Origin of the sequence: Streptomyces olivaceoviridis, from assembly GCF_014650115.1 — a bacterium.
GTDB classification, from domain to species: domain Bacteria; phylum Actinomycetota; class Actinomycetes; order Streptomycetales; family Streptomycetaceae; genus Streptomyces; species Streptomyces olivaceoviridis.
In genome coordinates this window covers 48222-69787 of sequence record NZ_BMUI01000012.1, presented here as the reverse complement: position 1 = coordinate 69787, position 21566 = coordinate 48222, and the positions used below count along the sequence as shown (strand labels likewise).

At 70.2% G+C, this 21566-nt stretch carries 15 protein-coding genes and 2 pseudogenes; 6 read left to right on the top strand and 11 right to left on the bottom strand.

The genetic code is table 11. From position 1 onward, the window contains the following. Positions 1 to 76 precede the first annotated feature (76 nt). The 5 genes from IE273_RS22860 to IE273_RS22840 are packed head-to-tail and all read right to left on the bottom strand — an operon-like array spanning position 77 to position 5115. On the bottom strand, positions 77 to 1009 hold the full coding sequence (locus IE273_RS22860; protein WP_189817029.1) for a VOC family protein: 933 nt from the start codon (positions 1007 to 1009) through the stop codon (positions 77 to 79). A 4-nt stretch (positions 1010 to 1013) separates the two neighbouring features. After that, entirely contained in the window at positions 1014 to 2015 is a 1002-nt protein-coding gene (locus tag IE273_RS22855) for an amidohydrolase family protein (protein ID WP_189817028.1), read from the bottom strand. Then, the gene (locus IE273_RS22850; protein WP_189817027.1) at positions 2012 to 3142 is read right to left on the bottom strand and encodes an FAD-dependent oxidoreductase; all 1131 of its coding nucleotides are present in this window, start codon (positions 3140 to 3142) and stop codon (positions 2012 to 2014) included. The genes IE273_RS22855 and IE273_RS22850 overlap by 4 nt, the downstream gene beginning before the upstream one ends. A 24-nt stretch (positions 3143 to 3166) precedes the next feature. Then, on the bottom strand, positions 3167 to 4123 hold the full coding sequence (locus tag IE273_RS22845) for a cyclase family protein (protein WP_189817026.1): 957 nt from the start codon (positions 4121 to 4123) through the stop codon (positions 3167 to 3169). Next, a complete protein-coding gene (locus IE273_RS22840; protein ID WP_189817025.1) occupies positions 4120 to 5115 on the bottom strand; it encodes a fumarylacetoacetate hydrolase family protein in 996 nt (331 codons plus the stop codon). The genes IE273_RS22845 and IE273_RS22840 overlap by 4 nt, the downstream gene beginning before the upstream one ends. 134 nt (positions 5116 to 5249) lie before the next feature. Here IE273_RS22840 and IE273_RS22835 point away from each other — a divergent pair, with 134 nt between their 5' ends. Beyond that, positions 5250 to 6167: a LysR family transcriptional regulator gene (locus tag IE273_RS22835; protein WP_189817024.1), complete on the top strand. Its 918-nt coding sequence runs from the start codon at positions 5250 to 5252 to the stop codon at positions 6165 to 6167. Positions 6168 to 6433: 266 nt separating this feature from the next. Here IE273_RS22835 and IE273_RS22830 read toward each other — a convergent pair whose 3' ends face one another. Next, the gene (locus IE273_RS22830) at positions 6434 to 10519 is read right to left on the bottom strand and encodes a CHAT domain-containing protein (protein ID WP_189817023.1); all 4086 of its coding nucleotides are present in this window, start codon (positions 10517 to 10519) and stop codon (positions 6434 to 6436) included. 473 nt (positions 10520 to 10992) lie between these two features. Between IE273_RS22830 and IE273_RS22825 the strand changes: the two genes are divergently transcribed. From IE273_RS22825 to IE273_RS22815, 3 genes are all read left to right on the top strand, one after another. Then, positions 10993 to 11961 carry a hypothetical protein gene (locus IE273_RS22825; RefSeq protein ID WP_189817022.1) on the top strand — a complete coding sequence of 323 codons (969 nt, stop codon included), beginning with the start codon at positions 10993 to 10995 and terminating at the stop codon, positions 11959 to 11961. 230 nt (positions 11962 to 12191) lie between these two features. Next, positions 12192 to 13037, top strand: a complete 846-nt coding sequence (locus IE273_RS22820; RefSeq protein WP_189817021.1) for a COG4705 family protein — start codon at positions 12192 to 12194, stop codon at positions 13035 to 13037. A 151-nt stretch (positions 13038 to 13188) separates the two neighbouring features. Next, positions 13189 to 14079, top strand: a complete 891-nt coding sequence (locus IE273_RS22815; protein WP_189817020.1) for a COG4705 family protein — start codon at positions 13189 to 13191, stop codon at positions 14077 to 14079. On the opposite strand, the gene IE273_RS22810 is transcribed toward IE273_RS22815, so the two are convergent. The 5 genes and pseudogenes from IE273_RS22810 to IE273_RS43655 all read right to left on the bottom strand — a co-directional run bounded on the left by IE273_RS22810 (position 14060) and on the right by IE273_RS43655 (position 17943). Next, the gene (locus tag IE273_RS22810; RefSeq protein ID WP_189817019.1) at positions 14060 to 15445 is read right to left on the bottom strand and encodes a sensor histidine kinase; all 1386 of its coding nucleotides are present in this window, start codon (positions 15443 to 15445) and stop codon (positions 14060 to 14062) included. The genes IE273_RS22815 and IE273_RS22810 overlap by 20 nt on opposite strands. After that, positions 15442 to 16104, bottom strand: a complete 663-nt coding sequence (locus tag IE273_RS22805; protein ID WP_189817018.1) for a response regulator transcription factor — start codon at positions 16102 to 16104, stop codon at positions 15442 to 15444. Before IE273_RS22805 ends, IE273_RS22810 begins: the two co-directional genes overlap by 4 nt. Next, a pseudogene (locus tag IE273_RS22800) lies at positions 16058 to 16791 on the bottom strand (phosphatase PAP2 family protein). The gene IE273_RS22805 and the pseudogene IE273_RS22800 overlap by 47 nt, the downstream one beginning before the upstream one ends. Further along, positions 16788 to 17396 carry a phosphatase PAP2 family protein gene (locus tag IE273_RS22795; RefSeq protein WP_189817017.1) on the bottom strand — a complete coding sequence of 203 codons (609 nt, stop codon included), beginning with the start codon at positions 17394 to 17396 and terminating at the stop codon, positions 16788 to 16790. The pseudogene IE273_RS22800 and the gene IE273_RS22795 overlap by 4 nt, the downstream one beginning before the upstream one ends. Then, positions 17393 to 17943 (bottom strand): annotated as a pseudogene (locus tag IE273_RS43655) (DedA family protein). Before IE273_RS43655 ends, IE273_RS22795 begins: the two are co-directional and overlap by 4 nt. Before the next feature lie 575 nt (positions 17944 to 18518). On the opposite strand from IE273_RS43655, the gene IE273_RS22785 reads away from it, so the two are divergent. Both IE273_RS22785 and IE273_RS22780 read left to right on the top strand, forming a co-directional pair. Continuing rightward, positions 18519 to 19772: a L,D-transpeptidase gene (locus IE273_RS22785; protein ID WP_189817016.1), complete on the top strand. Its 1254-nt coding sequence runs from the start codon at positions 18519 to 18521 to the stop codon at positions 19770 to 19772. Positions 19773 to 20127: 355 nt separating this feature from the next. Continuing rightward, positions 20128 to 21555: an FG-GAP-like repeat-containing protein gene (locus IE273_RS22780; protein ID WP_189817015.1), complete on the top strand. Its 1428-nt coding sequence runs from the start codon at positions 20128 to 20130 to the stop codon at positions 21553 to 21555. The last annotated feature ends 11 nt before the right edge of the window (positions 21556 to 21566 follow it).

The window sequence follows — 21566 nt, the reverse complement described above, 5'->3', positions numbered from 1 at the left end:
GGCTGGTCCCGAGGGCGCGGCGGGACTGAGCCAGGGCAGGTGACAGGGCCGGCCGCGCCCCCGGGAGCGAGGGGGATCAGACCGGCGGGGCGACGAAGACGCCCCGGTCGGGGTCGTTGAAGGACTCCTTCGCGACCAGCTCGTTCATCGGGTTCGCGGTGCCCCACTGGTCGGTGACCTCGGGCTGGGAGAAGTCGTACACGTGGGGGTGCCAGGTGTCCTCGTCCAGACACTCCAGCTCGGTGGTGTACTCGACGGTGTTGCCGTGCGGGTCGAGGAAGTAGGTGAAGGTGTTGTCGCCCGCCATGTGCCGGCCGGGCCCCCAGATCTTCCTGACTCCGGCGCGGATCACGCGGCCGGAGCCGCGCATGTACTCGTCGATGCCGCGCATCTCGAAGGAGATGTGGTGCAGGGAGGTGTGCGGGCCCTTGGCCAGCGCCATCGAGTGGTGCTGGTCGGAGATCCGCATGAAGTGCATGACCTCGCCCATGTGCGGCGAGCTGAGGGTGTCGGAGAGGCGGAAGCCGAGGTGGCGCTCGTACCACTCCCGGGTGCGATTCAGGTCCGCGGAGTTGAGGACGACGTGGGAGAGCTTGACCGGGATCGACTCCTTCTCCTCGATCCTGCGGTGCTGCCGGACCTCGACGTCGGCGGAGACCTCGATGGTGCGGCCGTCGATGTCGAAGAAACGGAAGCCGTAGCCGCCGCCGGGAGTGTCCACCTCGCCCGGCTGGGAGATCAACCGCACGCCCCCGGCGCCGAGTCGCTCGGCGAGCGTGTCCACGTCGGCGGCGGAGGCGGCGCCGTAGGAGACCAGGTCGAGGCGCTTCTCCTCGGCCTTGCGCAGCCGCACCACGTACTGCTCCGGGGAGCCCTCGGCAGCGAGGAAGGAGATCCCGGAGTCCTCGGCGACCTTCGTCAGGCCCCAGACGCCCGCGTAGAAGTCGAGCTGCTTGTCGTAGTCGGGCACCGCGAGGTCGACGTGCCGCAGATGGGTGAGAAGACGCATGGTGTCAGTCCTTCCGGAGGAGTGCGGCGGCGTTGCCTCCGCGTACGGCGTGGAAGTCGGCGTCGGTCAGACCGGACGCGCGCAGCGCGCCGACGGGGTCCTCGGTGCCCATGTCGAACGGGAAGTCGGAGCCGAGCAGCACCCGGTCCGCGCCCGCGGTCCGGACCAGCTCCCGCAGCACCTGCGGATCGTGGACGAGGGAGTCGAAGTACAGGCGCTTGAGGTAGCTGCTGGGCAGGTGCGCGCAGCCCGCGCCCGCGTCGGAGCGGGTCGACCAGGCGTGGTCGGAGCGGCCGATGTGGGTGGGCAGGTAGCCACCGCCGTGCGCGGCGATCAGCCTCAGGCCCGGGTGCCGGTCCAGGACACCGGAGAAGATCAGGTGGGAGAGCGCGACGGCGTTCTCCACCGGCTGGCCCACGGTGTTGGACAGGTACCACTGGTCGAGCCGCTCGCCAAGCGTGCAGCCGAAGGGGTGCAGGAAGACGAGCGCCCCCGTCTCCTCGGCCCGGGTCCACAAGGGCGCGTACGCCGGGTCGGAGAGTTCCCGCCCCGGTGCGTGGCTGGAGATCTCGACGCCCAGCAGACCCTGGTCCAGTGCGTGATCGAGGGCGCGTACCGTGTGACCAGGATGCTGGAGCGGCACGAGGCCGAGCCCGCGCAACCGGTCGGGCGCGGCGGAACAGTGGGCCGCCGTCGCCTCGTTGGCCAGCCGGTACACCTTCGCGGCCGTCTCCTCGTCCGCCCAGTAGTGGTAGTGCGAGGGGGAGGGGCTGACCAACTGGACGTCCACGCCCTGGGTGTTCATCGCGGCCAGCCGCACGGCGGGGTCGGTCAGTTCCGGGACGCGCTCGCGCACCATGGGGCCGCTCACGGCGAGTGCCGCCGGACCGTTGCGCCGGGCGTCCAGCGCCTTCGCTTCCGCCAGCCCCGGCAGGCCGGCCACCAGGGCCTCCACCTCGGGGAGCAGCACATGCGCGTGGACGTCCACGGTGGGGGCCGTGCTCACGGCAGCTCCCGCAGCATCGTCATCGTGCGTCCCATCAGGCCGGGGACGTCCGCGTCACGGACGCCGTCGAGCTGCCACTGCCCGATCCGCACGGACGCCTCCACCACCGGGCGGACACGGGCCACGCGCCGCTCGTAGTACGCCTGGAAGAGCGAGTCGTCCCAGGTGTCCGAGGCGGTCAGCAACTGGGTAAGCACAAGGGCGTCCTCCAGGGAGAGTGCCGCGCCCTGCGCGAGGGTGGGCGGGCAGCAGTGCGCGGCGTCGCCGACGAGGACGACCCGGCCGCGGTGCCAGGAGCCCTCCACCAGCAGCCGGTCGAACCAGGTGTAGTTGACCTTCGCCGGGTCGGTGATGTGTTCGGTGATCTCCGGCCAGTGGCCCCCGTAGGCGGAGGCGAGGCGGCGCATCTCGTCGGCGTAGGTCTCCGGCGGGATGGAGGCGCGGTCGCGGTTGGCCTCGACGACGTACGCGTAGAGGGTGGTGTCGCTGGTGGGGCAGTACCCGGCGATGTAGGCCGGGCCGCCGTAGGCGAGGTCGGTGCGGACCACCCCGGCCGGGCGCGGGGCGGCGACCCGCCAGATGGCCATGCCGGTCGGCTCCGGCTTGTCGGTGATGCCGATCGCCGCGCGGGTCGAGGAACCGAGGCCGTCGGCGGCGATGACGAGGTCGTACCGCCCCTCGCTGCCGTCGGAGAACCGTATCGAGACCCCGTCCGCGTCCTGGCCGAGGATCTCGGCGGTCGTGCCGAGCCGCACGGTGGCGCCGCCGGCTCGTACGGCGTCGATCAGGATCCGCTGGAGCCGCGGGCGCTGCATGCCGACGGTGGCGGGCAGGTCGTCGCCGCCGGTGCGCAGGTCCCGGGCGACGTGCAGGACCGTGCCGTCGGGGGCGGTGATGCCGACGGAGCCGAACCCGAAGCCGGACGCCTTCACCCGTTCCCATACGCCGAGTTCACGCAGGACACGCAGGGCGTTGCCCTGGAGGGTGATGCCGGAGCCGGCGGTGGCGTTCCAGTCGTTCTTCGCCTCGATCAGGTCCACCGTGAGGCCGGCGCGGCGTAGCAGGACCGTCGTGGCGTTGCCTGCGGCGCCACCACCGATCACCAGGACCGTGCGGGCTGTGCTCATGAGGGAACTCCCTTGTTCCGTTCGTTACTTCACGGCGATCGGGTTGACGGGGGAGCCGACCGCGCCGGTGACGGGGAGGGGCGCGGCGGTCAGCCAGAACTCGTACGTGCCGTCGCGGACACAGTCCTCGGCGAGCGCCTCCGGGTCCCACATCTCGCCGATCAGCAGCCCGATGTTCGGGATGGCGACCTGGTGCAGGGGCTGGAAGGCGTGCTCGAACTCGTTCGGGCGGACCTCGAAGCCCCAGGTGTCGGTGGCGATCGCGGCGATCTCGGTCGAGTGCAGCCAGCCGGCCGCGGTGAACGACAGCCCGGGGGCGGGCCCGCCGGCGTAGTCGCCCCAGCCGTCGCGGCGGGCCCGGGCCAGCTGCCCGGTGCGCACCAGCACGATGTCCCCGCGGCCGACGGCCACCCCGTGCGCCTCGGCCGTCGCCGTCAGGTGCTCCTCGGTGATCGCGAAACCGTCCGGCAGTTCCCCGTCGGTGCCGGCCACCCGGCCGACGTCCAGCAGCACGCCCCGGCCCGCGACGTACGGCGCCATGTGCTCGATGCCGGTGACGAGGTCGCCGTCGGAGGTGACGACCTTCTCGGCGTCCCGCCCGTTCCACGCCTTGCCGTGGTCGAAGATGTGGCCGAGCCCGTCCCACTGGGTCGAACACTGGAGCGGCATCGCGATCACGTCGTCCGCGCCGCCGATCCCGTGCGGGAAGCCCTGGGTGCCGAGGGCGGCGTCGGTCCCGGTGTCCAGCATGGTGTGCACCGGGTTGGTGCGCCGCCGCCAGCCCTTCTGCGGGCCGTTCATGTCGAAGGACTGGGCGAGCGAGAAGCTGACGCCCCGCCGCACCAGGGCCGCGCCCTCACGGCGCTTGCCCTCGTCCAGGAAGTTGAGGGTCCCGAGCCGGTCGTCCTCGCCCCAACGACCCCAGTTGGAGTACGCCTTGGCGGCCTCGGCGATCGCTCCCTCGGGGTCGTGGCGGTTCACGCGGCGCCCTCCGCGACACAACGGGTGCGCTGGACCCCGAGACCGGTGACCGTGCCCTCCATGACATCGCCGTCGCGCAGCAGCCGGCCCCAGTGCATGCCGTTGCCGGCCGGGCTGCCGGTGAGCACCAGATCGCCGGGGAGCAGACGGGCGGTCCGCGAGGCGTACGACACCATCCGCGCGACCTTGAAGATCATGTCCTCGGTCGACTCGTCCTGCATGGTCTCGCCGTTGAGCTTGAGCCGGACGCGGAGGTCGTCGGGGTCCGCGACGGACTCGGACGGGACGATCCAGGGGCCGAGCGGTGTGAACCCGGGCGCGTTCTTGCTGCGCAGCCAGTCGGTGCCGATCTGCGGCATGTCCCGGCGGAAGACGGTGGCCCGGTCGGTCAGGTCGTTGGCGATGGTGTAGCCGGCGATGTGCTCCGGCGCGTCCTCCGCCGACACCCGGTAGGCCGGCTTGCCGATCACGACCGCCAGTTCCAGTTCCCAGTCAGGCTGCTCCGCCCAAGCCGGCAGCACGACATCGTCGTACGGGCCGGTGATCGAGGTGGGCAGGCCGATGAAGACGTACGGCAGGTCCTCGGCGGCCCGCCGGTCCATGAGCTCGGCGGCCTCCGCGCGCCGCTCGCTCTCCGGCCGTTCGTCACCGGGGGCGCGGTGGGCGACGTGCAGGTCGATGACGTGTTGCCGGTAGTTCGCGCCCGACTGGAACACCTGACGCGGGGCCACCGGCGCGTGCACGCGCAGGTCCGCGACGGCCGTGCGGGCCGGGCCGGTGTCGGCCGCGAGCGCGCGCAGCCGCGGCAGGGCCGTCTCCCAGCGGTCCAGCACGTCCAGGGTGGTCAGCCGATCGTCGCCGAAGACGTCCCGCAGGTCGAGGGCCTGGCCGTCGGGGGTGACGAGGGCGGGGAACTCCGGCCCGTCCGGGGCCGAGAGGGTGGCGAGGGCGAACGGTCCCGCGAAGAGCGCGGACGAGGGTTCGGGTTTCACGGACGTGTCCTCCTGATTGCGGTGGGACTAATCTGGACCCGCTGCCCGTGATCAGGGAAATCGATTCTGTGGATGGCGAGCATCCATGGTGTTTATCCCCCCCCGCTCATCGCCCTACCGCAAGGGACCGATCCGTGAACCTGGCCCGTCTTGATCTCAACCTCGTCGTCGCCCTGCGCGCCCTGCTGGAGGAGCGGAACGTCACCCGGGCCGGGCAGCGGGTCGGTCTGAGCCAGCCCGCGATGAGCGCGGCCCTGGCCCGCCTGCGTCGGCACTTCGATGACGACCTGCTCGCCCGCGTCGGCGGCCACTACGAGCTGACCGCGCTCGGCCAGGTGCTCCTGGACCGCACCTCCACCGCCTACGACGTGCTGGAACGTCTCTTCTCCAGCCAGGCCGACTTCGATCCGGCCAGTGAGAACCGCGAGTTCAGGCTGCTGGCGTCCGACTACGCCGTCGCCGTCTTCGGCACCGAACTCGCCCGCGTGGTGCACGCGGAGGCCCCCGGCATCCGGCTCCGCTTCACCCAGACCCCGCCGACCGCCGTCGACGACACCGCGACCCTGCTGAGCGCCACCGACGGCCTGCTCATGCCGCACGGCGTGATCAGCGACTTCCCCGCCACCGACCTCTACGACGACCGCTGGGTGTTCGTGGTGGCGCGGGACCATCCAGGCGTCGAGGGCGGGCTCACCCGGCGTGACCTGGCCCGGCTGCCGTGGGTGACGTACCAGCGCACCTACGACGCGCCCGCCGTACGGCAGTTGGGCATGCTCGGCATCGAACCGCGCGTCGAAATCTCCGTCGACAACTTCCAGCTCCTGCCCCTGATGGTCGCCGGTACCCGGCGCATCGCCCTGATCCAGGCGCGTCTGGCGCGGATGCTCGCCCCGATCGCCGCCGTGCGGGTGGTGGAGCCGCCCTACGAGGCGGTGCCCCTGCGGGAAGCGCTGTGGTGGCACCCGGTCCACACCCATGACGCGGCCCACATCTGGCTGCGCGAGACGGCCGCGCGGGTCGGGGCTCGACTGCCCCGCACGGACGAGGAGTGACACGATGAGACACAGGCCATAGTGCGTTCGATGGTCCAGCGGTGCCGGCCCAGCCGCCGGCCCGAGTCTCTGCCCTTACGTGCGATCCCGGACGTGATCCCGGGGCTGCGTAACCATCGTCGCAAGTGGTTGTAGTCGGTTCAGACCTAGTTCGTCGCGGCCGTCACCCGCCGGATCTCCGCCCTCCAGAGCCAGCGCACCGCCGTGTGCCATCGGGTCGAAGCCGCTCGCGCCGCCATGACAGTCCGGCTGGTCCCGAGCCTGCGCTAGCGGCTCTCGGCCCCAGCCCCCTCTCGGATGAGGCGCGCACCGGCCGGGCCGAGGTGAACGAAGCCTGCCCAGGCCCATGGATTGACCGGGTTGTCACAGTCCGTGTCTGTCCTGGTCGTGAGTTGTTCCCGCATGTCCCGCAAGGTTTCGTGCAGTGCGATGCCCGGATCGGGAGTGTGGGCCAGGTGCCGGTGGAAGGCGGCTGCCGTGTCCGCCGCCACGCGGTCGTCGATCTCCTGTCGGGCTGCGATCACGTGCCGGAACCCGACCACGTGGACCGCCGCGGCAAGATGCAGGCTCTCGTCCGGGTGGGTGGCACTGCCGGTGACTCCGTGGCACGTTGACAGGTAAGCCAGTTCAGCTCCGTCCAGGGGCAGCCCCACCAGGTCCGTCATGCGCAAGGGTGCGTCGAAGGCGATCAGCGCCGCGTCCGTCGGGTCCGTGACACCGCCGGCGCCGTGCCCCGCGAAGTGGAAGCGCGAGTGGGCGGGGAGTTCTCGCAGCAACGTCTCTCGTGTCGCAGCGGGACCGTACAGGTCGGTGACCTCGATGGACGTGGAGGCCAGCACCGCCGCACGCTCCTCCTGAGCACCATGCAGGACGTCGCCGCGGTGGTACGGGGTCGGCACCGCGACGGCCAGGAGCCGAGGTGTGTTCCGGGCTGTTCCCCGCTCCTGGGCCTCTGCGAGACTGCGAAGGGTCGGGGCCTCCGAGGAGACGACCCGGTCGATGACAGCCCGACCGGAGCCGTCGTGGTGTCCAGTAGCGGCGAGCGGGAAGGCAGTGAGCGGGCCTGTGGGGCACCACCACACACGCGGCCATTCGGCATTCCCTGAGAAGCGGTCCTTGTGGCCCAGGCCATGGAGTACTGGTCCTGTCAGGGTGTCCCAGCCCCATGCGAGGAGTTCGCCCAGCTCATCGATTGCCGTGCGATACGTGACGACTGCCCGCCGGGGCGCCTGACGGCCTTTGAGGGCTGCGTGGTTCAGCTCACGGCGGGCTTCCTGAGCAGTCCTCAACACGGTGGTCCAGCGTCGCACCTGCTCAGCGACTTCCACCCCTGGGACTGCGAGGGACACCGCCCGAATCTCGGGGCCGCGGAGAACGATGGCATCGCAGTTCGCTCTGCTCACGTTGAGGATGACGACAGCGCCCTCTCCCACGGCCGCGGCGAGCCGGCCAGGAGACGGAGGGCCCAGGAAGGCGTCGAAACCATCCAGGGCGCGGATCCGCGAGACGATCCGCCGATGCTCCGCGTTGACGTCCGCGAGCCGCTCCCCCCTCGCTGTGTCGGGAACAGCGCTGTCGGTCAGTTCCCGCGCCTCGTCCCGGATCGCGAGGAATTCCTCGGCAAGCCTCGTATCCACGGCTCTCAGCCGTTCGAGATCGCCGACGTGGCCGGTGAGTTGCCCCCACAGCAGTCCGCGCCCCCGCTCCAGGAACTCCACTGCGCGAGCGGGATCGTCCGACCGCAGGGCCCACACTGCGACTTCGCGGGCGAATCCGTCCCACTCACGTATCACGTCCAACCGGTCGGCCAGGGTCATGCCGTGCCAGTCGATCTGTTGCAGCAGGTCGAAGGCGAACTCGGCGCCGTCGATCGCAGCGTGTGCATCGCCTGCCGCCGCACGGACCGCAGCCCATTTCCGGGCGGCGTCACCCCGGAGATGGACCAGCGACGGTTGGTGGCGTCGTGCCTCATCGAATACGGCGAGCACCTCGGCGACGGAGACCTCGCTCGACCGCCGCGCGCCCGCCGTCAACAGCACACTGCCGAGGTTGTTGAGGTACTCGGCCCGATGGGCCTGATCCGCCGCGGGGGTGCGGACGGCGGCTCTGGCCTGGGTGACGGCACGGCTGAGGTCCGCGGGATCACCGGCAACGTGGTAGCGCGCGACCAGCACATTGCTGAGGGTCGTCAGTCGGCGGCCCCGCTCGATGTGGTGCAGAGGGGTCGCCGCGACAGCCTTGTCCGCGTACGCCAACGCCTCCGTCACATGAGCGGGCTCGCGGTCGAGTCCGTACATGTGGTGCAGAGCCCTCGCGAAGTTGTCCCAACGCGTCGCCGCGTTCGCGTGTTCCGGATGAGTCAACCGGGCACACTCGCGCCAGCATTGGACGGCCTGTTCCAGGTCGGCACGGATCTGATGACGCCGGAACCGATGTGAGTAGGCACCTCCCAGATTGTTGAGCACAGAGGCACGTAGCTGGGGGTTGTCTACGGACAGGTCCACAGCTTCGAGATATGCGTCGATGCACTCCCGCATGTCCGCCAGGTCCCGGTTGTGTTCATACCGGCGGCCAAGTGACAGCCCCAGCCTGTTGAGCGCGATAGCTCGCTCACGGCTGTCCCGGGCATCCCGCACGGCGGCGTTGCCCCGTCGGACGGCTTCCTGGAGGTCAGCCAAGTCACCGCGCTGTTCGAAACGCAGCCGGAGCAGTTGCGCGAGGCGTGAATCAAGCTCCGCACCCCCGGGCGTGCCGGCTTGGGACTCCGCGGCGCCGGTTCCGGCGTAGGCGATGGCACGATCCAGATCCGCGGCCACCCCCGATCGCTGGGCCTCGTGCTCCCACAGCTGAGCGAGTATCCGGTTGAGTTCGCGGTACAGGCTGTGCTCCGGCCCGATCGCCTTCACCGCGGCCTCCGCCAGGCGGATGGCCTCGGACAAGAACATCGGGTTGCTGAACAAGACGTACGCGTCCCCCAGACCGACAGCGGCCTTCGCGGCCATGTCGATCTGGTCGAGGGACTGTGCCTGCGCGGGGGATTCGGCCCGGCGGACGACAGCCGACTCGAGTTTCTGGAGATTGTCCTGAGCGGCTGGTTCATCGGGCAGATCTGTTGCGGCGGCGCGCAGCAGTTCGAGGGCTTCTGCCCGGTCTTCCGGATCTCCGCGGTGCTCGAACCGGGTGGCGAGGGCGACGCCCAGATCGGCGCGCATGCGCGCGCGAACAGGGTCTCCCATGGGGAACGCCTCCACGGCGCGACGGGCGATCCTCACATACTGGTCAAGTAGTTCGGGGACGGCCTTGAGTGTGACACGGGCGTGCAACAGCGCGGACTGGATGGACAGGTGGTGCCCGTGTTCGGGATCGCGGTCGCCGTGCTGTTCGAGCAGGGCGTTCCCCTTGTCGATGGCCGTCTCAAGATCAGCGGGGGTGCGGCAGACGCGGCATGTGATCTCCAGGGTCCGCCACACTTTGTCGACGGCCTGCCACCGATCGGAGTCCGTGCTGTGCAGCCCGGCCACCTCCATGAAGCAGTCGACGGCCTGCCAGAGCAACGCCGGGTCGCGGCGAACCAGCGCCAGGGCATGCAGGGAGGCGCCCAGATTGTCCATGAAGCCCAGACGCCGGGGTCCGTTCCCGGGCCCGGCGGTAAGAGCGCGTGCATGGCTGTTCACCGACTCCACCAGCAGGTCCACGTCGTCCGTGGCCTGGTACAGGAAGTAAGTCGTGGTGCCGAGACCATCGATGACGGTCGGATCCGGGCCGGGGTCCGCATCGTCCTCGACGACGGGATCGGCCGCATCCCGAAGACACTCCACGGCGTTCGCCAGATGGCTGACGTCATCACTGAACTTGTACCGGTCGAAGAGCAAGTGCCCAGCCGTTGCCTGCACATGGCGTCGCAGCGCACGATCGCCGGTGCTCCTGCCGATCAACATCAGCACTTCGTGGACGACCGCTGAGAACGTCGGATCCTGGGCCAGGTGGTGCGCGTTGACCGAGACAAGCGCGCACCAGCCTTCCGTCGTAATCTGCCCCGCGCCCACTGGGGGAAGGTCTGCGGCATGGCCTGGCCAGTGCTCGTCCAGGAAGATGGACAAAAGGCCGGCGACGGGTAGGTCGCTACTTGAGAAATCGATGTGGCGGCCGGCCGTGCCGCGATAGTAGTGGAGCCAGCAGACGTTCAGCAGCGCACCGACATCGAACGATCCTTGCCCGAGGTGGGCGGCCACCGTGCGCATCACGCCCAAAGACTCGACGAGCGCTTCGGGGGTGTCGATCAGCGTACGGTCCTGGCTCTGCTCGTACACCTCCAACCGGTCCGAAAGCGCGGCTACCATCACGTCCGACATCGATCCGTTCCTCCCCGGGTTGGAGCAAGCGTGCCGGACGTGAGCAGGATTCAGCGGACTTACCGCCATCTCGTCAGCACCATGGATTCTCAGCCTCACGGTGCTCCCGTAGCGACCCTCAGCGAGGATCCCAGCTTGCGCACGGCAACTGAGCGCGTCCAGCATGCCGCAGGGCAACTTCAGGCCATCTTTGACGCCTTCCCCACGCTCACTTCGCTCACTGTGTATGTGGGCGACTCCCGGATCGGTGTGGCCACGCATACGGACTATCCGCCCGAGGAAGTCCAGGAAACCGACCAGGGAAGTGACGATTCCTGGTCCCGCGGCGACGGCGACCGGTCGCTCTTGCCAGGAGCCTCACGGCACTACAAAGCCTTCCGTTACTCCTGTGCCCAGTGCCTCCACACGGTCTACAGCCCCGCTCCCACTCCACCCGCCTGCCCCACCTGCGGCAACCCCACAAGTGAGGACTCATGAAGCTCTCGGCCCTGGTGGGCGCCGCCGGCGGTGTGCTCGGAAAACGATTCCTGCTCGTCTCGTACCTGCCGACGATCGGATGCGCCCTGTTCCTCCTGGTACTCCTCTGGGCCGGCGCACCGGGAACGGCACCGGACTTCGACCGGGCCTGGGAGGCGGCCGCGAAGCTCGGTGTCGGTGAGATCCTGGGCCTCTGGCTGGTAGTCACTTTGGTCGCTGTCGTCAGCCACCCGTTGCAACTGCGCTTGGTCCGCCTCCTGGAAGGCGAGTGGCCAACGCTGCTCAGTCCGCTGCGCCGACTCGCGGTCCACCGCCAGGAATCCCTGCGTCGACGGCTCGGGAGCCGTATGGTCGCGGTCGGTGATCCGCCGTTGCCGGCAGAGGTGAACCGCGCGGGCGCCGTGTACGCCCGGTGGAGCACGGTGTATCCGCCGGCCGAACTCACACCCGCCCCCACCTCCCTTGGCAATACCCTCGCCGCCATGGAGCATTACGCCGGGTTCAGTCACGGGCTGGACGTGGTGGTCACCTGGCCGCGGCTCTACCCGCTCATCGAGGGGATGCACAAGGAGGCCGTGGACACCCATCGCGACGCCATGGACGCCGCGTGCCGCTTCTCCGTCATGGCCGCCGTCACCGCGGTGACCGCTGCCGGCCTGCTGTGGCAATCAGGATGGTGGCTCCTGCTCGCCCTGGTGCCGGCCGTTCTGTCCCGGCTGTCGTACCGTGGCGCCGTTCAGGCTGCCATGGCTTACGGTGCCTCGATCGACGCTGCCATCGACACTCACCGTTTCACCCTGTACGACAAGCTCTGCCTGCCTCGCCCGAAGACCCCGCACGAGGAACGAGCCCTCAACGACACCCTGTGCTCACACTGGCGCCAGCGGGTCCCGTTGCCCGATGCCCTCGTGTACTCCCATCCACAGTCGGAGGCAACGCCCGACACGGCGACGGGCGCCGTATGAGGCCCTCCCGTCCACCGACGGGCCGACCGGCGGTCCGAGACGGACGATCGAGGACGAGGACGAGGACGAGGACGAACGCATCGTCGCCGTGAGTGAGGCGTCCCACGAGCAACCACCACCTCATCGGTTTGCTCATGGTGCCCATGCCGCTGGTGCGAGAGGCGTGGTGCGCGTGGTGCCGTGCGGACACTCAAAATGCGTTCAGGTGTCCGGTGGCACGGTCGTTGGCCATGACCTATGAAACGTCCGAGACATCCGCGGTCCCCGAGGCCGGTGGGCCTGTCGCTCCGGCCCGGCACCGGTTTCGCTGGAACAAGGTGCCCGAGCTCACCGTCTACTTCTGGATCATCAAGGTGCTGTGCACGACGGTCGGGGAGACCGCGGCCGACCTGCTGAACGAGAAGGCCGGCCTGGGTTTGACCGGTGTGTCGGTGCTGATGAGCGCACTGCTCGCCGTGGTGTTGGTCGTGCAGTTCCGTACGACGGCGTACCGGGCCGGGGTGTACTGGCCGGCCGTGGCTCTGATCAGCGTCGTCGGCACCCTGATCAGTGACAACCTGACCGACAACATGGGCGTGCCGCTGGAAACGAGTACGGCGGTGTTCGCGGTCCTGCTCGCGATCGTGTTCGTCGTCTGGTACCGGCGTGAGCGGACGCTGTCCATCCACAGCATCGACACCACCAGCCGTGAGTCCTTCTACTGGCTCGCGGTGCTGTTCACCTTCGCCCTGGGCACCGCGGCCGGCGATCTGGTCTCCGAGCGCATGGACCTCGGGTACTGGCTGTCCGCCGTCCTGTTCGCCGTGGCCATCGCCGCGGTGGCCATCGCGCACTTCGCGCTGGGGCTGGACGCGGTGTGGAGCTTCTGGATCGCCTACATCCTCACCCGTCCCCTCGGTGCCTCGATCGGCGACTACCTCTCCCAGCCGACCGGCGACGGTGGCCTGGGCCTGGGCCTGGGCACCGTGATCACCAGCGCGCTGTTCCTGGCGGTCATCCTCGGCTTGGTCGTCTACCTGAGCGTGACGCGCAAGGACGTCACCGAGGTGGAGCCTGCCGCTCGACACGCGGCCTGACCTGCCACACGGCAGGCGTTCAGGACGCGTTCAGGTTCTCTGTGCCACGGTCGGAGATCACGACCGCTCGGCGGCCGGCTCATCTCACAGGGCGCTCGTCCCGCTTCCCGGGGGCGAGCGCCCTGTCGTTCGACCAGACAGGAGAGTTGAATTGGAGAAACCGGAGGTCCTCACCGACCTCGACGTGGCGAGCACGTCGGGCAAGACCAAGTCGGTGATGAAGAAGCTGCCCGAGGTCACGCTGGCGTTCTGGATCATGAAGATCGCCGCGACGACCCTGGGCGAGACGGCGGGCGACCTCTTCGCGCAGACCCTGAAGCTGGGCTACTTCCTGACCACGGTCGTGCTGTTCCTGGTCTTCGTGGTGACGCTGGTGGTCCAGCTCCGCTCCAGCCACTACAACCCGTTCTTCTACTGGACCGTGATCCTGTCGACCTCCATGGCAGGCACGACCATGTCCGACTTCATGAACCGGGACGCCAGTGCCAAGTACCTCTCCAACGGCGCGACGAAGCTGGGCTGGGGGCCGCAGGGCCTGGGCCTCGGCTACCCCGCCGGGGCGGCGATCCTGATCTCGATCCTCCTGGCGATCTTCCTCGCCTGGAAGCTGAGCGGGATGACGTTCCAGATCCGCGACATCGTCACCTTCAGGGGCGAGGCCTTGTTCTGGGCGGCGATTCTCGTCTCGAACACCCTCGGCACATCGATGGGCGACTTCCTCTCCGACAGCTCCGGCCTCGGCTACCTGGGCGGCGCGTTGCTGGTGACCGGAGTGCTGGCCGTGCTCGCGGCGCTGATGAAGGTGCCCGTGGTGCCGAACGTGCTGCTGTTCTGGATCGCCTTCGTCCTCACCCGCCCGCTGGGCGCCACCGCGGGCGACTTCCTCACCAAGCCGGTCGCCAAGGGAGGCCTGGATCTGGGTACCGCCGGCTCGTCCGCCGTGCTCCTCGCCGTCCTGTTCGGGCTGATGGCGTACGCCCAGGTGCGGGAACGCCGGACGGTGAAGAAGGGGCAGGCACCGGTCACCCGGCGGGCAGACTGACCGTGAACCTGGCCCCCGGCGTGTGCCGGGGGTCGTGAGTCACATCACCGCCGGCGGCGCGGGCCAGGCGTCGCGCGAGCGGCAGCCCCAGGCCCGCGCCGTCGTGCCCGTCGCCGGGATCGGCGCGCCGGCCGGGCTGGAACAGCTCGTCCCTGAAGGTCTCCGGCACACCGGGGCCGTCGTCGACGACGTCGATCCGCACGGCGCCGGGGACGCGCCGCGCGGACACGGTCACGCGTGAGTGGGCGTAGCGGACGGCGTTCGTCAGCAGGGGGCTGAGGATGCGCTCGACGAGAGCGGGGGCTGTCCCCGCCCGAAGCACCGGCGTCTCCGTCTCCACCACGGTCTTCACCTGGTCCGGGGTGTCGAGGTGCTGGAGCAGCCGGTCCAGGACGGGCGCGACATCAGTCGTGCCGGGGGCGGTCCCCGGCTTCGGCGCGTTCTCGCGGGCCTCGTTCAGCAGCGTGTCGCAGATGGTGCGCAGGGACTGGGCGGCCTCGGCGATCACCTCGTGGCTGGCACGGGTCTCGGCGTCCGTGCGGGGGCGGGCCCGCCACCAGTCCAGCTCCATGATGATCCGGGTGAGCGGGGTGCGCAGTTCGTGGGACAGCTCTCCCGTCAGCTGCTGTTCATGGCGCAGCGAGGTGCGTATGCGGTCCAGGAGGGCGTCCAGCGAGATACCCAGACGGGCGAGTTCGGCCGGGTGATCCTCGGTGCCGAAGCGCTCGTCGGATCCTACGGCGCTCCACTGGGTTGCCTGGTCGGTCATGGTCCGCACCGGGCGCAGCGCCCGGCCGACGGACAGCCGGGTGAGCGCATACGTGCAGCCGAGCATCACGGCGTCGAGGAACAGCGACCCCAGCAGCAGGGTGTCGGCCGAACTGCGGTACGGCGCCAGGTCCAGCGCGGTGACGACGACGGCGCCGGCGTGGCGGCCGGACACGGGGAGGGAGCACAGCCGGACCCGCTGGTGACCATGAGCCTGTGCGGTCACACAGGCATGCTCGTGTTGCCGGGCCAGCCGGCCGGCGGTCTGGACCACGGGGCTGTCGCCCGAAGTGGACGGCGGCCTCTCCAACAGGCGGTTTCCGGCGTAGATCCACACGTTGGCGTCGAGCAGACCGTCGTTGACGGTTTCCAGGACGCGCACCCGGGGACCGCTGGTATCGACGGTCATGGCCACCGCCGCCGCCCGGTCGCGCAGTTCGTCGTCCGCCTGGTGCTCCAGATGCCGGTCCATGACGGCGTTGAACACCACGGTCAGCATCGTCATCAGCAGGGCGGCCGTGGTGAGCGCCACCAGGGAGAGCCGACCGCGCAGAGTGCGTGGGACGACGCGGCGGAGGACACGGGGGGCGCGGATCATGACAGGCGGTGTCCGACGCCCCGCGCCGTACTGATCGTGAGGCTGCTGCCCGCCTCGCGCAGCTTGCGGCGCAGCCGGCTCAGGTACTGGTCCACCGTGTTGTCACTGACCTGCGCGCCGTCGGGCCAGCCCGCCCGCACCAGGTCCCGGCGGCGCACCAGGGTGCCGTCCGCGGCGACCAGCGTGGCCAGCAGCCGGAACTCGGTGGGGGACAGGGTGCTGCGGACGCCGTGCACGGTCACGCTGTGGTCCACCGCGTCCAGGACCAGACCCCCGGCCGGCACCGCCGGCGTGGCGACCGCCCGTTTGAGTACGGCTCTCAGCACAGCGGCGAGCTCGACGAGGTGGAACGGCTTGGGCAGGTACACGTCACCGCCCGCGGCGAAGCCGGACAGACGGTCGGTGAGCTGGTGCCGGGCGGTCAGGAAGATCACGGGGGCGGCGAAACCGTTGGCACGCATCGCCTGGCACACGTCCCGCCCGTCGGCGTCGGGCAGGCCGATGTCCAGCACGGCCGCCGCGATTCCGCCGGTCGCCAGCCGCAGAGCGGTGGCACCGTCCGCGGCGAGGACGGGCTCGAAGTCCTCGTCGGACAGGCCACGGCGCAGCACGTCACGCAGGGCGTGATCGTCCTCGACAACCAGGATCCTCGGACGCATGGTCCTCCGTCGGAGCGTGAGCGGGGTCGGTCAGTTCGGTGGTGAGGAAGGGGGCGGGGAGAAGGTGTGCGGCGACGCACAGGCATGTCCCCAGCCAGCCGGCGGCGAACAGCCAGCCGCCCATGACGTCCGTGAACCAGTGCACGCCGAGGTAGACGCGGGTCAGCCCGATCGCCAGGCCCCAGCCACACACCGCGATCCGCAGAGCCGTGCCACCGTGCGGCGCGCGCAGGGTGAGTGCGACGGCCAGCAGGCCCGCGGCCAAGGCGGCCGTGGTGGTGTGACCGGAGGGGAACGCCCAGCCGCTCGCGTGTGCCTGCCAGTCGGCATGCGCAGGGCGCGGTCGGTGGACCAGTTCCATCGCGCCGTAGCGCAGCAGCTGTCCCAGGCCGAGGCAGGCGAGGCAGGCGGCGGTGGCCAGCAGCCGGGACCGCGTCGTGCGGCCCGCGAGGGCGCCGGCCAGCGCGGCGAGGACGTAGGGGACGAGCCGGTGCCCGTGGCGGTCACCGCGCGGGCCAGTGCCACGACCGCCTCCGGGCGGTGGCCGACGGACCATGTGAGGAAGCTGTCGTCCAGCCACAGCGGTGCGCCGGTCCGGCCGATGACGACCAGCGTCAGGACGCTGAACCCCGCCCACGCGCCCACGCCGACGCTGCCCGCCAGGTCGGCGATGCTTTTGCGGTTCATGAGCCGGACAGCAGCAGTCGCAGGGGTCCGGCCGCCGTCAGCCGCCGGGCCAGCGCTGTCGACCGGCGTTTGAGCACCAGGAGCGACGCCAGTGCGACAAGCCCGCCCAGGACCAGCCCGACCAGCACGTCGTGCGGATAGTGCACGCCGACCCAGACCCGGGACGCCGCCATGGCGATCGCCGCCACACAGGCGACCGCGCCCAGCCGCCGCGACACGAACAGCAGCGCCACCGCCGCGGCGGCGGCGATCGCCGCGTGGTTGCTGGGGAACGACCAGTCGCCCTGCGCCGGACACGCCTCCAGCGTCCGCACCGGCAGGCCGCGGCACGGCCGGTCCTCTCGGACCAGCAGCTTCAGGACGGCATCCACCCCGTACGCCAGTAGCACGACCACCGGAACCGCCAGAGCCGTCATCGCCGCCGCCGCACCCGCGCGCCGCGCCCGCCACCAGCCCAGAGCCATGAGCAGGGCGAACACCGCCAGGCCGTACGTCGACCACACCTTGATCGTGGTGTCCAGCCAGCCCGGCGAGTGCCGGGCGAGGTCCACCACCTCCCGGTAGACGGAGCCGTCGATCGACGCGCCGCCGAACGCGAGCATCATCCGCGGACCTCCTCGGCCCGCGCGCGCCTGCCGCCGCGGTACAGCTCCGCGGCGAGCGGGACCAGCGACACCGCCACGATCAGTCCGACCAGAGGCAGCAGCCGGCGGTCCACGTCGGGAATCGAGGGGCCCAGCGCGTACCCCGTCAGGGTCAGACCGACGCTCCACACCAGGCCGCCGACCACGAGCCACGCGGTGACCACCCGGGCGGGCACCGCCGCGAGCGGGAGAGCACGGTACGAACCACCGGCACGCATCCCGCCGGCACGATCGCCTTCGCGTGGCCGCAGAACACGAGCGGTTCCTTCGCTCTCCGCGCTCCTTCCCGCGGGAGGGCCGAGTGGCTGCGGGCCGGCAGGAACCCGCCCGCCCGGCGCCCGACCAGACAGCCACAATGGGCACCGACCGCCGTGGCGGTCGGTCGTGGCCCGAGCGACAGCCTCACTCCGTGCTGCTTGGTGCCGGTGCGCGGAAGGCCCGCCGTGAGCAGAAGGGAGTCGTCCGGCAGGAAGAAGCCGTCCAGCAGCCCTGTCCCGGCGAACATCACCGCGCCGAGGCCAAGGACGCCGAAGGCGGCCAGCAGCGGCTGCGTGCTGAGCTGGTTCACCGCGAGCTGCGACGGGTGTGGTCATCGGCAGGAGTCCCTTTCTGCGCGGGCGACCGGACGCACGACGCCCCGACCGTCTGCGGTCGAGCAGACGGTCTACAGAACTGTAGACGACTGCGGAGCGAGGACCGTTCCCCTGCGGGCGGAACCCGACGAACTCCTGGGCGCGATGAAGGGCGAACGCCGGCCGGCGGGCGCATGGGGGGCCGTGGTGAGGGCCGCGCTCTTCTTGTACGAGCGGGTCGTGATCGTCACCGCGGTGGTCCCGGCCCGGCCTTGGGCGGGTTCCGCCTGCACCCGGGCGGCTCAGGATCCGTCCGCGGACCGGCTCCGGCCCCCCAGTCCAGCTCCAGTGCGCCCCAAGCCGGCTCCCGATCCGTGACCTCGGCCACGCGCTCGACAGCGCGTGGCCTTCAACACAATTTGCCCATTTTGGAGAGAGGTATGCCTATAAGTGATGTCATGGCTGGTTGCACTCCTTCGGCGATCAGCGCAGGGATGCAAAGACCAGTGACATGGAGAAACGCTTGATCACGCTGTTCACACGTCGCACCGGGCTGGTGGCCACGACCGGCGTACTCGGCGGCGTACTCGCCATCACGGCCCTCGGCGGTACGAGCAATGCCGCCACCGGCGGCAACGATGCCGGGAACCCCCCGACACCGCAGGTGCGGGTAAGCCAGCCAGGCACCCAGGAAGCGTCCGACGCCCGAATAGAGATCTCACCCGGGCAAGGCGCCTACAACGTCGGGATCAACGACCCGGTCGGTGTGACCGTCAGCAAGGGCAAGCTCACCAAGGTGACCATGACCGCCGTCGCGACCGGAGCCGAGACCCCGGGCACCCTGTCCGCGGACGGCACGTCCTGGAAGCCGAACGGCCGGCTGGAGCGTGCCACCAAGTACCAGATCACCGCAGAGGCCGACGACGCCAAGGGTCGCTCCGTCACCGGCAACGCCACGATCACCACGGTGTCCCCGGCCAACGACTTCATCGGGCACGTCTCCCCCCAGGACGGCTCGACCGTCGGCGTGGGCATGCCGGTGACGGTCACGTTCGACAAGGCGGTCGGCGACAAGGCCGCCGTGGAGTCGGAGATCCAGGTCAGCTCCAGCAGCGGCCAGCAGGTCGTCGGCCACTGGCTGAACGACCACCGCCTGGACTTCCGCCCCGAGAAGTACTGGACGTCCGGCTCCACCGTCACCGTCACGCTCAGCCGCGACGGCATCCAGAAGACGGTCACGTTCAAGATCGGCCGGAGCCAGATCAGCACCGTCGACGCCAAGACCAAGCAGATGACCGTCGTACGGGACGGCAAGACGATCAAGACCATCCCGATCTCGTCCGGCAGCCCCGAGCACTCGACGTACAACGGTCAGATGGTGATCTCCGAGAAGTTCGGGCACGTCCACATGAACGGTGCGAGCGTCGGCCTCACCGAGAAGGACGGCAAGCCCTCGTACGACATCAAGGCCGTTCCGCACGCCATGCGCCTGACCGACTCGGGCACGTTCATCCACGGCAACTACTGGGCTGCCGACTCGATCTTCGGCAAGGTGAACACCAGCCACGGTTGCGTGGGCCTGAAGGACGTCCGGGGTGGCGGCGACGGCAAGCAGCCCGCCGCGTGGTTCTTCGACCAGTCGATGATCGGCGACGTCGTGGTCGTCAAGAACTCCGAGGACAGGACCACGTTGGCGCCGGACAACGGCCTCAGCGACTGGAACATGCCGTGGCAGCAGTGGGTCGCGGGCGGCCCGACCACCTGACACCACGCCACTCTCCGGTCAGCCGAACCGGCATCCCATCCGCCAGGCGGCGGCCGACACCAGATCGGCCACCGCCTGCGGCATCAGGACCCACTACGGCTCGCCCACCCAGCCCGGCCGAGTCGACGTCCTGCGGACACGCTGGTCGCCCCGCCGCCACGGTCGTGCACTGCGTCGGCCGAGTCCTGGCCGACGCACCGAAGGACGTCATCCGGTTCCGCGGACGTCGCACGACGAGCACGCGGGGCGGGCCCCCAGGGGGAGGGGCCAGGCGTCCCGTGGGGCTCTCCCCCTTTACGATGCCCAGATCGCGGCGCACGCAGGGATGCGTCGAATTGGGGAGGGGATCCAGTCCATGGCGAACGGACGTACTCGGCACGGTGGTTGGAGATCGGGGGCGCTCCTGGTCGCCGCCGTCGTAGGCGCTCCGTTGCTGTCGGCGACACCCGCCGTGGCCGTGCACGGCGCGGTGCCCGGCGATTTCAATGGCGACGGTTACCGTGACGCCGTGCTGCCCGCGCCGGGGGCGAACGTCGCCGGCAAGACGGGAGCCGGTGCCGTGGTCGTGCTCTACGGATCGGCGTCGGGGCTGTCCACGTCCCGGCGAGTGACCATCACCCAGAACAGCGCGGGCGTGCCGGGCGCTGCCGAGGCGGACGACGGCTTCGGTTCCGCCACCGCCACGGCCGACTTGAACGGGGACGGCTTCGCGGACCTGGTGGTCTCCGCCCCGTACGAGGACACCGGGCGGGGCAAGGACGCCGGCTCGGTGACGGTGCTGTGGGGCAGCAAGAAGGGTCTGACATCCGGCACCGACTTGCCGGCGACCACTGCGGGCGCGTACTACGGCCTGGACGTGGCAGCACTGAGCACCGGCCCCGGTAGGAAGACCGAGGTGCTCGTCGCCGGGTACGAGGGCGCGATGCGCTTCACCGGGCCGTTCAGCCGCAGTGGCACGTACGGCGATGCCGTGGAGAACCAGGCCACCGCTTCCGCCGGCAGCGTGGCTCTGGGCGACTTCAACCACCGCGGCTTCCCGGAAGACGTCGTCGTCACCGTCCGGCTGGCCGACCTGAGCGGCGGCGCGGTGTACGTCGACCCGGTTCTGGGGGGTTGGCAGCAGAAGGGCAACGGCCTGATCGCGGCCACCGGGGACGTCAACGGCGACGGATACGCCGATCTCGTCGTCGGAGACCCGGACGAGCCGGACAAGGCCGGTGTCGACGGCGCGCTCGGCGGGCGGGTACTCGTGTGGTACGGGTCGGCGCAGGGCATCGCGTGGGAGGCGCAACCGGTACAGCTCACCCAGAACACCGCCGGTGTTCCTGGTACGAGCGAGAAGGGCGACCACTTCGGCGGTGCCCTCACGGTGGCCGACCTGAACCACGACGGGCTCGCGGACATCGTGATCGGCTCGCCGCTGGAGGACACGGGCAAGCGGAACGCCGGGCAGGTCACGGTCATCCCCGGCCGCCGCACCGGCGCGCTGGGCGGCGGCGCCTACGCCTTCACCCAGGACACCGCCGGCATCCCCGGGGGCGACGAGGTCGACGACGCGTTCGGCACCACCGTGTCCGTCGGCGACATCAACAAGGACGGCAAGGCGGAACTGTTCATCGGAGCCGGGCAGGAGAACAACTGGACCGGCGCGGTCTGGGTCCTCCCGGGCGGCACCGGCGGCCCCACCGCCAAGGGCAGCCGCGTGATCACCGCCGCGTCCGTCGGCTTCCCGCAGAAGTACGACACCCGCCTCGGCGGCTACGGGCTCCTCGGAGTCATCTGAGCGCAACCTGC